Source organism: Colwellia psychrerythraea (genome assembly GCF_000764185.1).
In the GTDB taxonomy this organism is placed as follows: domain Bacteria; phylum Pseudomonadota; class Gammaproteobacteria; order Enterobacterales; family Alteromonadaceae; genus Colwellia; species Colwellia psychrerythraea_B.
Genome location: NZ_JQEC01000074.1, coordinates 37,552 through 57,013 on the forward strand (window position 1 = coordinate 37,552; position 19,462 = coordinate 57,013).

Sequence of the window (19,462 nt, forward strand, 5' to 3'; positions counted from 1 at the left end):
ATGTCGTTCGGCTTGTATCTGCGAAAAATTTACATCGTCCTAATTATTAATATCATCTTGTTTTCAAGTTTTGTGAAGGCAGATGTTGATATTAGGGTGGGTGATGTTTCTGCATTGTCTAACGATACTGATATTGGTTATGTTGCCAGTATTTCATTGTGTGGTGAATTAACCGAAATAGAGGCAGGTTCGTCCTCTGAGTTAATAAATTATACTAACGATGATATTGTGTATAACCCTACCAACCCATCACAGTGCTCTCTTTATTTCACCTTATCAGGTCCTAGCCGATTCAACCCTGTTTTAAATCTAACTTATCAAGATTCACCAACAGAAAGCTTTTCAGAGTTCTTTTCCTATGAAGACGCATCGCCTGAATTATCATTTAAGAATGCAAGTATAATAGGTGAGGCTAATGCACAACACCTTATTATTGAAGTTGAAGCTACAGATAATCAAGATTTAGCTTATATTTCATTTGATGTTGTAGGCCTTAGTGCTGCAGTTTTGAGAAACTCAGGGGGGGTTGTTGCAAAGGCTAAAGAGGCTTCTTTTGCTGGTACCGGTGTTGCTAAGCGTGTTTACCCTTCAAGTGATAGTCAAACGATATTTAAGTTATCAATACCATTAAAACAAGCTTTAACTGCTGAACAAATCGCATTTGATACTATTATATTGTCTGATGTAACCGTGGTGGATGCTTCTGGTAACCATAACTCTATTTCAAAATTAGCTTTTACTGGTGATTCAATTCAAGAAGAAGCTAAGGCTTTGATTGTTTCTAATACCCGTATTGTTATAAGTAATTCGCTGCAGACACCTGTAATCATCCCAGCGGTTGATTTTCAATTTAGAGGTTTGGTTAATTTGCCTGGTGCCGGAAATGGCATTAGCTATATTTCATCGCATCCTGAGCTTGTTAATGTAACGTCAGCAGGTGTTTTATATGCTTTAAAAGAAACTGCAGGTCAGCAAGTTTTAATTACTATTTCTTATGATGGACTTGAAAGTGTTGTTGTGCCTGTTGAAGCCGATTTTTCTAAAGAAATGATAGGTATAACGTTAGCTGGTGTTGATGCTATTAACCCACTGATTCTTCCTAGCCTTAATACATTTTATGATTTACCTGAAATGGTAGGTGTATTTGACGATGGAAGTACAACAAGCATTAGTGGTCACTGGACTCCGATTATTACGCTTAACCCTGCAATGAGTGCTTATCTTGCAAAAAATAAATTTCAGCAATTAAAATCAACTGTCATTATTTCTGAAGGTAGCGATTATGGTATACGTCTTAGTTTGCAAGAGTTACCTGATGTTTTTGCAGATATTCGAGTAAAAGCGATAGATAAAGCTCCATCAATTACGTTAGATGTTCCAGCAACTATTTTTTATGATAAAGATCTATTAATTAGTGCTGTTGTCAATGATGATGTTGGCATTAACCAGGTAGAATTCTTTCTTGATGATGCGAGTATCGGAACAGTTTCTAAACCGCCTTACGAATTGAGGTTACCTTTATCCTCACAGCTAGAAGAGCGAGTTTTACAGCTGAAAAGTAAAGTTGTTGATACTGCTGGTCAGCAAACCTTATCTATTGATTATGAGGTAACTGTTAACGCTCCTGCAGAAGTTACAATTCCGGCATATAGTTTTGTGAAACCTTTTGATGGTCAGCGTATTGTTGAATCGTCACCTCTAAAAGTTCAAATAGAGTCTTCTTTAGGTACCCTGCCAGATGTTGCTAGAGCTAGTGGCATCAAACGTGTTGAGTTTTTCTTTGATGGTAAAAAAGTTGGAGAGGCACGCTTCCCTGGTATTGAAATACGAGATGTGCCAGGTAGTGAAGATCAGGAAATGTTTGAAACATGGGGTTTGACTGGAAATGTTTCATCTATATCAACCGAGGAATCCTCTATAGCTGTTGGCGCAACCATTTATACCAATTCAGGGCAGGAGTCAGCACCTTCAAAATTAATTCGTGTCGTAAATAATATTGCACCTACAGTAAATATAGTAACTCCTAGTACAGGGGGAATTGCTACAGCAGGTCAAAAATTGCCTATAACGATAGAGGTTATTGATGATTCCTTAATGTTAGGAGCAAGTATTGAGATCCTGCTTGAAGATAAAGTGATTGCAAGTAGGAGTTATTATAACGAATCTTCTGATGTTGAAAGCTTAACGACACAATCAGCATTTCAAAGTTTTTCTTATGATGTATTAGCAGAAGATGTTGGCTCAACATTAGAGTTACAAGCAAAAGTTACAGATTTTCATCAAGCGATTAGTTTATCTTCAATTGTACGCATCCCGGTTAAAAATGATCAGTTACCTACCATCGCTATCTCTAACCCAACGGTTGGAGCTTCATTTGTTTCTGGGTTACCAATACAGTTAAGAGCTGATGCAGTAGATGATATTAAGGTAAGCAGAGTAGACTTTTATGTTAATTCGCAACTAGTTGGCTCTGATCATATTCCTCCATATGCCTACAATTACGAAACACAAAAAGAATTGACGGTTGAACAAAAGCTAACTGTACACGCTGTTGCTGTTGACTCGTCTGAGCAAGAAGCAATCAGTAATTCTGTCGATGTTACATTAGGGCAAGATGAGGAATCTCCAGTTGTTAACATCAGTTCACCATTTATTTCTGCTACAGATGTAGGTGATGATATTGCTGGTGTTATTGCACAAAGTGAATTTGTTTTTAAAGTAACAGGTTTTGATAATGTTGGCGCTGAACGTGCTGAGGTCAAAGGAATTAGGCGCGAAGGGCATGCTTTTATTTTAACGGGTAATGCTGATGATATACTGACAGGTGATGATTTTCCAATTCAGAAACTCCCTGGTGTTTTAAATGCTTATAGTGCACTAAAACTTACTAAAACGCCTGAGTATAAAGATAAAACGTCTGCTGAATACGATAGATACCCTGTTTCTGTTACGGTATTTGATGAAACTGGAAACAGCTCAACCGCAAATATTATCATTGGGGTATACCCAGATAGACCACCAACAGTAACTGATGTAACCACGAATAACTCAATTTATTTCATTAAAGATATTGCAGAAATCCAAGTTCTTTCAAATGATGACCGAGCCGTGACACGTGTTGAAATCAGCTATAAATTAAACGGTAATCTTTTAGCATCACGTACGTTTAGTAAAGATAATGGTTTAGTACCAATGTCAATTTTACAAGTAAATGATAGCCTCAATTTATCTGGTTTAGCATTATTGAATGAAGAGCAGACGATAATTGTTGAGGTGGTTGCCTTTGATCAACTAGGTCAAGAATCGGCTACATTTGAATCTGAAATAAATGTAACTGGGGATGGAGACGGCCCACTAGCCACTATTAACAACCCTGTTCCCGGCTCAATACTGTATGTGGATGATAACGTTAGCTTTTCTATCAGAGCTATCGATGGTAGCGGTTTACAACAAGTTAGGGTTATAAATGGTGCTGCGGACGTCGCTGTATTTGACTTTAATGAACAACCTAAAGAAATTGATGAAGTTTTTAGTTTAAAAATTCCCCAGGATAAAGCTACCCTGGTTTTAACTATAATTTCGACTGATGTGTTAGGAAATACGTCAACATTAAAGCAATCTTACGAAATTGAGACAGATGTAAAACCTAAAATATCAATCCGTCACCCAGCGGCGGGCTCACGCTTAATTGAAGGTGAGAGTTTTACTATAAATGCACTAATTAGTGATAATAGAAGTATTAATTCAGTTGAGATTTTTATAGAAGATAATGGTGTGCAATCGTTTATTAAGCACTTTTCAGCTAACGAATCTGCACTTATTGTTAATGATGGTGGGTACTTTAGTGCAACTTTACGTGTGCCTCATAAACCTGATTCAGGCGAGCTTAAAATAGGTGTGCGTGCACAAGATAGTGCGGGTTTAGTTACTGAGAAATTACTTGATTTAGAAATATTTGATGACTCCGAAAGTCCTATTATTAATTTAGCGAATCCAGTAGATGACCTAACGCTATATGCAGGTGAGGCATTTAAACTGTCAGGCGTTGCCAATGATAATATTTATATAAATAAAATCACCCCTGTACTTATTAAAGGCAATGAAGAGATATCATTAAGTTGGGAAGTCTTTACAAGGGAAGACCGTTTAGAGCAAATTTTAGTAGCCAATAAAGATTCATTTGGCTCAGTTGTAGCGGCAGAAAAATTCTATAGCGATTACAGTGGTCGCATTCGTATTCCTGAAGAATTGCAAGATCGCGCGGGAGAAACATTCGACTTTCTTTTGCGTGCTACAGATAACGGTATTAATACTTCAGAATCAAACACAATTAAAATTACGCTTAAACTTGATGACGAAGCACCGACAATAGAGTTTAAATCACCAAATAAAAACTTAGTTGAAGGACAAGAATCTACACTTTCCTTGGCTATTAGAGATAACATTTCAGTCGCTAATTACAGTATAAGTTTAGTTGATACCGAATCGAAGGAGGTATTATCTGCAACGGGGTTGAATAAAAAATTAGTCTCTATAATTGATAATAATGTTCTTGATCTTTCGAAGTATAATCCTTTACCGGCTGAAGGAGTAAAGTTCAGTGTCATTGCTCGAGTAGAAGATAGCTCTGGTAATAAAGCAAATAAAACTTTACAAATAAATCTAATGCCAGACCAGCCACCAGTCGTTAAAGTGGTAAATAGGGTCCCTGAAAATAACCTTACTTACGGAGAAACACAATATACACGTTTAGAGATTACCGATGATTATGTTGCCTCAGGTAATCCCAACCAACTATCCGTGTTATATACATCACTGAAAGGCCTAAATAATATTAACGGCCGTAATTTGCTTAACGATGTATTTGTGACACCTAATGACGATTTTAACCGATTCAACTTTAACTACCCAGAGGCTGGTAACCTGTCAGGAAGTTTGCAAGTTAACGAACAAGACTATTGGTTATTTTCTAAGGATAAAAGCCAGCTTTTAGCGAATAAAGTTTCACAAGTCGAATCTCTAAAGTTATCAGTGGATGGTTACACGGTTAGTTACCTCATTGAGGTTTATTCCAGTGATATGTGTTCACCGCAATATATGCAATATAAAGTGGCGTCAGCAGATCTAAGTGCTTCAAATGGCATACTTGATATCGATTCATATAAGCCGAAATCAGGAAGGGTTGTTATCACCCCGATCATTGATGGTTTAATGGATGAAGAACAATTTATTAAGCAAATATACTTGAGCTTTCAAGAGCTACCAGATACGTTGAGTTTTACTGACAGAGACGTTAAACGAACAATACGTACACATGATGCCATTCGTTTAATTATCTCAGATTCTGATAATACGATAGGAAGAGGCTTTTTAAGCCATGGACCTTTAGTTTCAGTTAATAGTAAAAAAGAAGAGTTAAGCCACTTTCTTCTATCTCCAGCTGATCCAACATTTAGCAATATATTTATGTACGCAGCATTGAGTGATAAGTTTAGTACTCAACGATCAGCGCAAGTAACGCCATTAATCAGTACATTTAACTATGTGGCAGACGAAGAAGATCCATCCTTGACTATTTTATCTCCTGTCGATGGCTCAGTACTAGTGCCAGGAAAAACGATTGAAGTTAGAGTGCAAGTTACTGATGATACTCAAGGTATTAGCAGTATAAGTTTAGCTGATAATATTGGTTATATAGCTGAAGTGACCGGTGAATATCAAAAAAATGATGAGTATGTTTTTCAATATACGGCTCCATTGAATCAACGTGGTGGTGAAATACATTTAGCAGTAACATCAAAAGATTTCTCTGGCCGAAGCAGCGCCGTTAGTGTTGCTCTACCCATAGAAATTAACCAAGCACCTCAATTAAAATTATTATCATTTTCTAGCTATAAAGTTTTCAATCAACACCATAATAGGGATGAATTCACTAAGATTATTGATGAAACAGAACGAGTGAATTACGGCGAGTTTTGGCTTCGTACTGGTGAGGAATTTGAATTATCAACTGAAATAACTGACGATGCGGCTTTAGTTCACTATAAAATAATACGTTTTAACCGTGACGGTAGTACTACGGTAGAATTTGAGCATGGCTTTGCTAATCAGTGTCCAGTATTACCAGTATTAACTAGTATAGAAGACACTGAACTATTATTTAATCAGGTAGAGCCAACAGAATACGAGGTCTCAGTTGAAGATAACTCAGGGAATATCTCCTCACGAAGGTTTATCATTCACCCGCTAACAAATGTAACGCCTGAAATTAGAATAACTACCCCTAGTGAAGGGCAATTCATTGTTGCGGGCACCTTTCAAATCGAAGTGGGGCTACTGGCAGCAGATGATCGTGAAATCTCTATCAATGATATACAGATTTACGCAAACGGAGTGCCGTTAACATTTGTAGATATGGGCGGTACTGGTAACTCAGATGCATCTTATGCCCGAGCATTAAACTCTATTTATGATGCGTTAGAAGTTAAGTACTCTGAAGATATAGCTAAAGAATATGCCCGTTCATCAAGTGATTACTTATTGAACAAAGTTGCAGTATATAATGTGCCTAGTGGGCTTATTAAGTTTAATGAAAATATTGTCCTCACGGCACAAGTCAAAGACTCTGATAATTCTATCGGGACTACAGAGGTTACCTTTATTGGTGCCGCAGATGAAATAAACCCTGAAATTGCCATTATAAAACCTATCATAGGTTATGGCCCTCCAGAGTTCTCTGATTTTTCTGTTGAATATCGCTCATATGATAATGTTAAAGTTGAACAGCTTGTGTTTTCAACCACCTACGGTGCACAGCTCTCTGATGGCAGCTATCAAAAGTTATCATACGAATTACCTATTCGCACTATCAATGATATCCGTGCAATTGATCACGAACCTATAACTACTAACAATATCGATACGTTAATTTATAAACAACTTGTGCATGTTGACCGCTTAGCTGAAATTGCAGGTTTATTTGACTCTTTACCCTTAGCTGATACTGAACGTTTTGATATTTGGGTTAAGGTAGATGCTCGTGATCCATCAGGCAATATTCGCAGTAGAGAACTCAGTTTTCCAGTGCGAATTGATGAAAGACCTGTAGTTGACATTGTTTCACCTCTAGATGGTAATCAAGTTGTTGAGCTAACTTCTTTATTAGTAAATACCAATGCTTATGATGATGTTGGTATTGACTCACTTCGTTTAGTTGCCTTATCTGGTTCAATAGGCAATGAGACTGAAATATACAATATTTTACTACGACAACCTCCCTATAATTTCAGTGTTGATATGCCAGCATTTAATGCCAGCGATAATGCACAAAACCGTGTGGTTTTAAAAGTTGAAGCAATTGACACCTATGGTTCGGCTTTTGGTGATTTGGATAAACACAATGCTCTTGAAACCATTGTTGTGCAAATTATAGAAGATGTGCCCCCTGAAGTGACCATATCTACACCGGTAAACGGTGATGACCCGGTAATTGAAGGGAAAAATGTATTAGTTCAAATTAATGCAATAGATGATGTTGCGATAGATAAAGTAACGTTAAATGTTGCAAATCTGATTAATGGTGATCGTACTTTTACTGATGTTACCTATCCTTATGAATTCTTTTTGAATATACCCTATGGACAAGCAGGAAAGGCGATAACATTAAGTGCAAGTGCGACTGAACAACGTAATAGTGGTGTAAAACGTACGGTAGCTGCAACCAATGCTGTTGTGCTTAATATAATTAAGGATATTGAACCACCAGTATTTCTTCGAGTAGCGCTTCCCCCTGAAGGTGGCACCAGCGTAGCCGAAAAACGTAGTTTCCCCTATCAGTTTGACGTCTCAGATAATGTCGGTGTTTCTTCGGTTAGGCTAGTGCTGTTTGTGGATGGTAATAGTGATGGTCAATTCGACTTGCTTGAAAAAGAAAGTGAACAATTATTGATTGCTAGTCCTTATGTTGGTCGTTTTAATGTCAGATCTATTAAAGATTATTACCAAGGTGATGTTGCTACTATGCCTGGCCAGTTAGCTATGCAGTTAGTTATGTATGCGCAAGATGGTGCGGGTAATGAATCATTCGTCAATAAATCAATTATTTTAGTTAAAAACTCTCCACCTGAAGTGACAGATATAAAGATTTTGGATCAACGAGGTAATAACCTTGGCTCAATCGCTGAAATCACCGAAGGAAGAGAGTTTGTTGTCGATGTAGTGGCAAGCGATCCCGAGGTAGGTGTTGACACTGTTACCCTGTATAAATCTGTTGGTGAAGGTGATGAACAGGCTTTTCAAGCGGTTTCTACTGATGGTGCGGCCCCTTTCCAATTTCATATCTCAGCACCAATAGACCAAGAAGGTAAGACGTTAAACTTTCGTGCCATAGCATTAGATCTTGACGGTAATAGTTCTGAGCAGTCAGCTATTCGATCATTAACTATTATTGATGATAAACCGCCGACTGCAGTGATCAAAACGCCAGTGAATAATGCGGTTTTTATCGATGGACAAAGTATTGATATTCAGGTTGAAGCATTAGATGATCTTGGTGCTGACGGTATTGACCGAGTTGTTTTTTATCTAAACAATAAACCTGTCTATACGGTTTATCAACATACAGAATTAAATGAAAACTATTTTTCCGCATTAATTGAGCCACCTGTCGATGTTGATGGATTTTCTATACAGGCTGTTGCCTATGATGTACTTAACCAAGCAGGCAGCTCTAGCGTTGTTAAAATAGGACGTATTGATGATACGGTGGCACCTAAACTGTCAATATTAAAACCTTTTAATAACGATATTTTAACTTCCGGTGAGCAGCTTGTAGCTGCGGTTAGTGTGACTGATATTGGCATTGAGTCTGAGCGTCGCTTATATATGACTTGGGTACGAGAATACCAGGATAAAGCAGGTATTTGGCAAATGCTTGATACTCGTGAAATTGAACTGTTTAGGGATGATGAACCGTCAGGTCGTCCAGATATTCCAGTGAGCGAACCTGATCAGTATTATTATATTTATTGGGCTAGGTTTGCTGATGGCTCAATATTACAACGTGGCTCACACAATACCGAAAGAGTCCGCATTGAAACGCGAGTTGAAACACCTAATCATGTCATTAAGGAAAGCACAGAACATGAAGTCGGTATGCCTATTTCTGAGCGACGCTTCCTTGCACCGACAAAGCTAAGCGGCCTGGGTATTGCAAACTCGGTTTATTATTCATCGGTAGCACAGTTTATTAGTCCTGATCGCGATGGGGCAATGGTGGGTTCTTGGTCAACACATGATCCTGCTCGTTACGATAACTTAACGGTTGCTTCTGACTTTACAGCACAGAAAACTGCAAATCAGTGTTCAATGTGTACTGGTATATTCTTAGCTGACTTCGCTTCAGAACAAACAGACTCTGGTGATATTCTACTTTATTCTGAGCTACTTAACGGTGCCAGTGAGATCTTCTCAGGCACAATATCAGAAATCTATGCCGATGAAAATGTTGTCTTAACTACAAAACATGGGGTGCCAACCTTTAGTGAAGACAGATATAAAAATAGCATCTTTAGAGAGCATCTTGAGGCAGAAATAGCTACAGATCCGGATACTGGTAATACTTATTATGATAATGATTCGGGCGAATTGTTATTGTTTTCTAATCAAAATGGTGAAGGGCAATTTGGTCTGCCTTATTTATTAGCCGGGCGTGTTGATTTACCTTTTATCGAGGTTTTTGGTTTAGCGAGAAAAGATGACTTAGTTTTTGTTGCCAACGGTGCAGGCGGAGTTCAAGTCGTCGATATTTCGAATATTCAAGCTCCTTATAGAACAGGGTTTGTTAAGCCTAATGGTTATGCCAGAGATGTGAAAGTTAGTGGTCATTACGCCTATATTGCGGCTTCCTATGAAGGTGTTGTCGTGGTTGATATCGCGGATCCAAATTTACCTATCATTGCCGTATTAGATACCTTGGGCGTTGCAAATAGATTACAAATTGTTGGCAGTAAACTTTATGTGACCGATATGTCAGGTGCGGGTAGGGTTTCTCAATTAAACGTAGTTAATATCAGTGATCCTTTTCACCCTAAAATGGAAAGGAGCATTGCCATAGAGCCAGCGCGTGAAGACTTTGTCAGTGATGGTGTCTATGAAGTACATGTCTCGGGTAATAAAGCATATTTAAGTGTTCATTATTCTGACCAAGAAGATAAACAAGTACAAAGTGTGGTGGAAATACTAGACCTTGAACAGGTTGACCAACCACACGTAGATGCCACTATTCCAGTTGTGATAAATCGAGATGCGTCTGAAGATAACTTTGCTATCAGAGATCTCACTCTTGCTCGAGGCGCCATTCAAGTGGCTGCGGGAAAATCAGGTATCAATCGTATTGAATTATCTGAACTGACCGTTGTTGCTCATTCACCAGAAGTTGATGAAACATATATTAGTACATCGTTAGATAATATCTCTATTGAGTTGTCGGCAGTTATTACTCATGATGTAAATATTGCGGATTTTGTTGAGGTTTATGAAGGTGCAGTACTGTCAGATGGTGATGGCTCTTACTCTATTGGTGAAAATATCTCTGAACGCTTTAGCTTCTCTTTTGCAGAGCGAAACAATCAACCTGCTTATCGCTTTATTGATATAAAGCCAAACAAAAAAATAGACCATTTACAGAGCAATCAACAATATGTTGTTGTTGTTAAAAGTGGCTTAACACCACTGTCGGGTAATTCGCTAAGTCGAGATTATGTGTATTCTTTTTATACATCCCTTGCAGGCTCACAACCATTACCTGATATTAATGTTATAGCGCCAGCTTCTGGTTCAATTGAAGGGGGTGAACAAATCACCATTGAAGGTGTTAATTTTGGCAATAATCCTAAAGTATATTTAGGCGGGTTACCCCTAGTAGTTAATTCAGTTGAATTAGCTCAATCGATAGATGAACTAGATAAAGTTATAGTGACAACTATTCCTAACGTAGCAGGGCCTGCTGCAGTAACTGTGGTCACTGAACAAGGTTTAGAAGATACGGTAGTTGGTGCTTATACTTATTTAGATATTCTGAAAATTTCATTTATTACCCCGTCAGTAGTTGATGTTAGCCAAGTCGGTGAAAATGATCACGTTGAAATTGTTGGTTATGGTTTTAGTCAAAAAGTAACGGTAAAAGCGTATCCAGTAGGTCAGCCAGAAAAGGCGATATTGGCAACTGTGGATGATAATTACTTATTTTCTACGCTAGGCCAAGGAGAGCTGACGTTATTAACTCCACAATCAATGAAATGGACTGTGCCTGACTTTGGTAATAACTACCGTGGTTATATTGATGTTGAAATTAGTGATGAACAAGGGCGATTTTATTACGCACCTAAATCGTTATTTTATGGCAACCTCTCCGCTAATGTTCATATTAATCTTGAAAAACCTTTTACATATGAAGAAATGAAGGATGAATTATTCGCTATATCACAAGGGGCCGCTTCAACGATTAGCCGAGATCCTGCTAAGTTACCTGCGGGCAAAATTGTTGGTTTAGCAGTGGATAGTGAAATTGGCCTTGTTTATGCGTTAGGTCGTGGTAGTGGTGTCTCAGGTTCACCTCGAATATCCCCAGCAAGCGTGGTGGATCAAGAGCAATTTAGGCAATTTATAACACCTAGTTGGCTTGAGCTTATTCACTATGATCGCTCAGCTCTACAAAATACTGCGCCAATGGTGGGCTTAGGTTATTTTGATTTACCTCAAGATTTAAATGCCTCGGGCATAGTCCTAGCTGATAACCACCTTTATGTAACAGCCAAGGGCATGCACTTTCCAAATATAGATACACCTTTTGAAGATTTGGTTTGGCTGCTAACCTATGACAGAGAAGATAGGTTGCCAGGTGAATTAACAGGACAAGATGCACAAAATAGTTCAAAGGACCGAGATATACAATTTAGTATTCCTTTGCCTTTTAATTTGCCGCCATCAGAGATATTGATAAAAGATCAGTTATTAATTACTCATGCAGGGGCTGAAGGGCTGGTGATTGTCAGTATTGCTGAGCCAGAACGACCAAGTGTGATTAAACATATTAAAAAGTTTAGCCGAAATGGTATTGAACGTGAGCTAAATGTAGCAGCGATTAGCATTGAGAAAAACTATCTGTCGGTGTTAGTTAGTGGTTCTACTCGTGTCATTTATGATTTAAGTCGACCAGGTTTACCTCAAATACAGGACCATTCATTATCTGGAAAAAGAGTCTTAGCTAGTATTGAACAGCAAACAGCTACGGCTTTTTATCAAGATGGTGTTAGTTTATTAAATGATGCTAATATTCAAAACCCGTTAATAGCAGCAGGTTATAAAGCTAATGGCTTTACCCTAAAAGGTGAACCACATGCATTGGTCGGCTTAACGTCTTTGGTCGCTAACCTTAATATTGAAAATATCTATAAACAGGATAGATTATTTTGTCATAAAGGTTATTTAACATTATTTGATATTAGCCAAAAAACTGATGTAAGTATTAAAGATTTATCGGTGTTAACTCAATGTAATCATGGTATTGCAACTATGATGTATGAGGCGTACCCTACTTATAAAGCACCATTAGTCTTTAGTGACGATGGTCTTGTGGTAACTATTTCTCAATACGATGATGGTTTTGATGCATTAACCATTGTTGATACCTATATGCTTGATTTGGTCATGAGTTACCCATCACAACAGCAAACAGGAATTAGCTTAGATAACACAATATATTTGAGTTTTTCGCAGCCAATTATCATTCCTGACGGGCAAACCGAAAGCCAATATTTATCTCGTTATCTTGCCTTAATTTATGATGATTCGACTGATCTAGGTAAATTAGTTGATATCAATATAATATTAGATGCAAGTAACCCTCGTAAAGTAAGCATTACTCCTACTGAAAATCTCGAGAGTGATAGCGAATATCACATTATATTAAAAAGTGAACCATCAGATGGTGGCCGTCGTTCGACGGGACTATTTGATCATGTTATTAGTTTTACAACCGGTACAGGCTTTGGTGAACAACCTGTTATTCATTCAGTTACTCCTCATGTTATTGAGACTACTGGTGGCCTTGTTAATGTAGTGGTATCAAACAGTATCAACCCGAGCTTTTTAGTGGCTAATTCACCAGCTGTTATTCTGTCTCAAACAAGCTTAGCGGATAATAAAATTGAGTACAGTTTGGAGCTGCCAGAAAATTTAGCTGGCGCTGCAAGTTTGTCACTTATTGAACCAGATGGTAAACAGGCAACACTTTTGGGAGCTGTGCAATATACAGAGCCTCTTGTTTTAGAAAGTATTTCTCCTGTCGTTGGCAGTGTAGTTGGTGGAACGACAGTAAAACTAACCGGTAGAGGTTTTAAAGCGGGAGTTGGGTCTACACAGGTATATGTTAATAATATACAAGTCGCCGCACATAATATAAAAGTCATAGATCAACAAACCCTAGAGTTTATAACCCCACCAGGTCAGCTTGGCTTATCAGATATCCGTGTAGAAACGGTAGGCCAACAAGAAACATTGACCGATGCTTTCACTTATCTACAGCCAGTTAAAAGCAATATTACGGCGAATAAAACAGATACATTTTATGATATAAAAATTGATCCCACTGGCACATATGCAGTTGCAGCTGCAGGTAATGGAGGTGTGCTTATTATTAATATCGACTCATCAACATTCACGGCTGATGCTGATGATGTGACCAATATTGATGAATTACGCGATTTGATTGATAAAAATCAAGACAAGATTGATGATCGCATTATTTCTCGTATCAAACTTCCAGGCAGTTATGCTGCACTGGGAATAGACCTTTTCTTTGAACGAAATAATGATCGTATATTTATTACTGCAGCTAAACTAGGTGGGTCTACCAAAGACGCCAAACTATTTATTGTCGCGGTTGATAGCCTCGATATTACCAAGTCAACCATAGTAAATGAACTTCCACTCAATGCTAGTTTTGCAAAAGGCATTGAGGTTAAAAATAATCAAGCGGCTATCGCTATGGGCGATAAAGGTTTAGGTTTTGTTGATGTCTATCTGCACAGCAAAATCTATTTATCTGACTATATTGCTTTACCAAATAATAAACCTGCATTAGATGTCGCTAAACTTGCCAACCAAGCGGGTGTTTCTTCACGTTATGCAGTTACCGCGGGAGCGTATAATTTTTCTACTAACCGCTTGGTTGATTCCGAGATTGTTGGTGGTGGTGGCTTTTATATTATTGAGCGTAACAATAGCAAAGGTTTACAGATACTCTCTAGTCTAGATATTCCTTCCTCTAAGGTTATTCTTGATAATACCAACTTCTCATCGCCAGTGAATCAATATGCATATCTTGCTGCGGGTGAGATTGGTGTTGTTATAGTGGATATTTCAGATGTACATAATCCAAAAATTATTCATCGAATCCAGACTCCTGCTTACGATATTTCACTGCAAGGTAATATTCTTTATGTAGCTCAAGGTGAAATAGGCATCACCAGCTTTGATGTAACTAACCCCAACGCACCGGTAAAACTTGACAGTTTTGAAGCATTCGACGGCAGTAGTATTGACGTTGTCTTAGCAACTAATTATTCGGCTATTGGCGCCGGTGAAGGCTCCTTTGGCCATGGTGTTGTACAAGAAACGCCTGACGCTATTTTAAAAATAAACTCAATAGATCCAAGCAATGGCATTCTTGATTTTGATACCGATGAGCAGCTCAAACTGCGTTTACGCTTTAATAAAGCGATTGATTTATTCGATGCTAACAAAGACCATTTCACTGTATTTGATGAAAGTGGTCAGCCTATATCGAGTCGTATAGAAATCATCAATAATGATGCCATTATTTACCTAGATAGCAGTGTATCACTTGAAGTTAATGATATTTTAACTGTAGAAGCTACCGCTGGTATCGTAGCGAGTAAGCCTGTTCTACAAGATGGCGTGCAAATAAATATAGAGCTCTATCGATTAGCAAGCACTCAGTTAATGGATTTTGTATATCGAGGATCAAGACCTGAAAAAATTAGTATAGATACAGTTTTACCAAGGCGTATTCAGGTAAATTATGCTGAAAATATAACCGTTTCCATGTTGGGTTCACCGCTTGATACTAGCCGTATCCGAGGTTTTATCGGTGACTCTGAAATTAACGCTGTATCAATTGACAGTAACAATGATGACGAGCGCATAAGTATTATTACTTTTGCAGTTCCACCTATTGCAGCCAGTGGCTTGTACGATTTAACAGTGATGGTTGAAAAGCAAGGACTTTGGCAGTCCGCCTCACTTTATGGTGCTTTACAAGTTGATCAACCTATTGAATTTACCAGTATCTCTCCTTTATGGGGGCCGCTTGCTGGAGGTACAAAAGTCACGGTATTTGGTAAAGGGTTTGAGCCGGGCAATACGGTAATGGATGGTCTTACTGTGAGTGTAGGATCACAACCAGCTCGAGAGTTTAGGGTGATATCCACAACCGAAATAGAAATTATTACCCCTCGAGGAGTTAGTGGTTATAACAATCTTTATGGGCAAGACCGTTATGGTAACCGTACCTCGCTAGAAGGTGATAACGGTTTTGGTTACGGTATTGCTCAATTATCAGTTACAAGAGCAGCACTTGTGAATCCTGTTGATGTTTATGTTGATCAAGAAACAGGTGTTGCAGCACTAGCAACAGGTTACTTTTCAGGTTTTAGTTATGATGATGTGGTACGTCATGGCAATGCACAGTTAAGCGATGATCCTGATGAAGATATTGTTTATGACGGTACAGAGCTTAATGAATCATTGTTTGCGGCTAGCTTCAATGTGCAAAACGCCACTTCGCCAATACTCGTTGGCGGAGTACCTACATTACCAAGTGGTGAAAAGGGCTTAACTGAGATTACCCGCTTCCAAACCTATGCAGAATTAGCGGATAAAAAACTGAGAAGTGAAGTATTAATTAACCATCCAAGTTTAACTACTGAAGAACAGCGTGAACTTGATCGAGTAGACGGAGCTGAGTTACCGGGATCCGTTGATTCCATTCGTGTATTATTCAGTGAAGATGAAGAAGACGGCGTGCAGCATAAGCGTCTCTATGTGGCGGCAGGTAATGGCGGTATTACCCGACTTAATTTTGATGATCAAAATGGCATGCAAGTCATTGACCGTATCTCACCTACTGAAATAGTTAGAGATATTGAAAAAGTTGGTTATAGCTTGTTTGCCTCAACAGTTAGTGGCTCTGATGCCGTAGCACCTAAGGGTTGTGCAAATGGTTTGGGGAAAGGGACTAAAGGAGCTTTTGAGTCTTATAGTTATATTGAAACAACGGATCCAATTCATGTACCAAGTGTCGGGCTTCTTACTGGCGGTGATCTACTCTATTACAGTGACGGTTGGTTATTTAGTGGTTCAAGCTCTTTTGGTGCAGCATGGGGATCATGTCCACCCAATTGGCGAAAACTTTCTGCTGCACCGTTGAGAAATAGTGATACAGATACCCTTAATGTCATCAACGTATTTGACCCTTTATTAACACAAAGTTATGACTTTGATAGCACTGTTTTTGATGTACTCAATTATGGTGAATATATTATTGTAGCTTTAGGGAATAAAGGCATAGAAATTTTCCACCGCGATCATCCTGATACAAGAGTGCGTGTAGATTTAGAAAGATTACAAGAACAAAGCAGTAATGCTCATCGCCTTAAGCTTGCCGGTAATGTGTTATTTGTTTCAGCCATGAATAGTGGTGTTATTGTTATTGATTTAAGTGAGGTAATGGCGCCACGTGTAATTTCTGCTGGTAATGATGAAATTATTAACTCGTTAGATATTTACCGAGATCGTTTGATTGCAGGCGCTGGGCCAGAAGGCTTACGAACACTACAATTACCTGCTGCCATCGTATTGGCTACCTCAGTAAATGAAGGTGATTATCTTGCTGCTAATGAACCTTACCGAGTCACCTTCAATGAATCAATTACTATTGATTCTGTTAAAGCTGACGGTGCTCTTCAAGTAACAAGGCTTGATAGTAATGAAATCGTGCCTGTAGTTATTACGGCAATTGATACAGCTGATAGCAGTGCACGTGAATTTGATCTTAACTTTGTCCGAGAAACTGGTGTTGCTTATCGCATTGATATAAATGATGTGCGTAACTTACGTGGTACAGGTCAATGGGCACCTTTCAGCCAAACTTTTGTTCAGGCGAGTGTTGACGCCTTGCGTCCGTTTATCTCAAACCTTGATAATAATGTTTTCCATCGCGGTGATCAGCAGACAATTACCTTACATGGTGAAAATTTCCGACCAGAGATGACACTGTTAGTTGACGCATATCCTGTGGCTCTTAACTGGATAGATGAAAATACGGTAGAAATTCCAGCTTCTGGTTTAGATATGTTACCGCTAGCGATAGGGCAACATCACATCAGGCTAGTTGATGCGGAACTTGAGCTTAAAGTACCCGGCGCAATTCTCATTGGTGATGAGCTTGTTGATGTTAAGTTAACCTTGAGTCGTGATTCTGTCGACACTCAAGGTGGCTATGATGTATCCATTAGTGCTTCAAAATCGATAATTTTACCTGGCGCAAAAGTTATAATGCGCTCGTTAAGCGGCAAAGAAATTCGTAGTGAGGTTAATGATTTAGGTTTTGACATAACTGATTTACTTGATGATGTAAAAGATTTAAATACCTTCACCTTCCGTGTTCCGGGTGTACTTACCCCTGAGTTATACCGTGTTTATTTAGCGATTAACGGCACAGAGTTATTGGTTGGTAATATTTCCTATACCCTTGCGGATGGCATGAATATTGACTTACCTAATTATCCTCCACAGCAATTAGGGGCAACGGTTATCACTGATAACATCCTATTCGCTGGAGTTAAATCAGGTAAAGAAGCAACAGCAGAGAATCGTTTCTTGATGCCTTCAGGTTTAGAAATTTACGACATTAGTATTTGGGAACAACCGATCCGACTCAGTCAATTGATTACGGATGAGCCAGTAACCGGTATTGAGGTGGTAGACAATATAGCGTTCTTAGCCAATGGAAAAGATGGCTTAGCTATTGTTAATATTACTGATTTAGCCAAACCCTTATTAATCAATAACCATCCGGTACCTAGTCATATAGCAACGGATGTTGCCTATAACACAAAAACAAAAATACTTGCCATGTCTGTTGCTGATGAGCTTGGCTCTGGTTTTATACGTTTTTATGATGTAACTGATGATCAGCTCAATCCTCCGACAGGTTATAGTAGCCTGATATTTAATGAGGGAGAACTTCGTGGGCAGCCAGTTGATATTCAATGGCTTAACGACGAGCTTTATGTATTACTTAAACGTGACCAACAACTATATCTAGTTATTTTTAAAGACTTAGCTGGAACATCAAGCTATCAAGTACACCCTATTGAACGTGGCTCAGTTGATAACCTTAATGATGCATCATTATTCGTTGAGTATGGTCAAATTACAGTAACCAGCAATAAAGAATTGTTAGTTATACAGCCAAATGAACAAGACGAATATAAAACCATTTATTGGAATGATTTAAATACCTCGGGCGCAGAGGTATTTAACAACCAGGGTAGTGCCTTTGTTTCAACAACTAACGGTATAGGCGATGTTACCAGTCCAGGGTTAGTTATTAGTTCATTTTCGCCAGCAGATGGCACCGAGTTATCTAAAAATGAAAGTATTCACATTCAATTTAATGACTTAATTAATACCGATGGAGATACAATTACTAATGCAGTGATCTTGCAGCAAGCTGATGGCTCAGCATTAGCAAGTAACACATATAATATTTCGGCAACAAATACCTTGGTAGGAGCTTATATCGATATAAGTTTTACCGAGAATATGAGTTACTCAGGTGCAGTTAAAATTATTGTAACTACAGGTATTCAAGCGTTAAATACCAGCCCGATTTTATCTCCATTGACCATCAATTACCTATTAGTTGATGGTAATCGCCCAAGTATTAATTCCATTAACCGCTTGGTTGATGGGGAAGCTGCTCAGCACTTTTTCCATGCAAATGGTACAGAAACAGCTCGTATTAGTGGTGAGCACTTTGGTGATACTCCTGATGAAGTTACTATTAAAATTGGTGAAACCTTATTACAGGGCTCAGCAGTTACTCACTTGTCAGATGGAATCATTGAATTTGTCTTACCTGATCTATTTCTTGCTAACGAGGTGGTTACCCTACCTATTACTATTGAGCGAAATGGTTTAAGTATTGTAAAACAAGGCGCAGTTGTAATCCTACCATTGATTGATATCGATGATATAACACCTATTAGTGGTCCTCCACAAGGAGGAAATACTGTTGACTTATTTGGTAGCGGCTTCAACCACTCAACAGAAATAACTTTTGCTGGTGTTCAAGCGGGAGACCTGAAAGTTATTA

General features: G+C 38.5%; 1 protein-coding gene (cut by a window edge). It reads left to right on the plus strand.

The features are described from left to right. Nucleotides 1-19,462 carry the 5' portion of an Ig-like domain-containing protein gene (locus GAB14E_RS00880; protein WP_033084530.1) on the plus strand. It continues 18,440 nt past the right edge of the window, so only the first 19,462 of its 37,902 coding nucleotides appear in the window; its start codon is at nucleotides 1-3; its stop codon lies beyond the right edge, outside the window.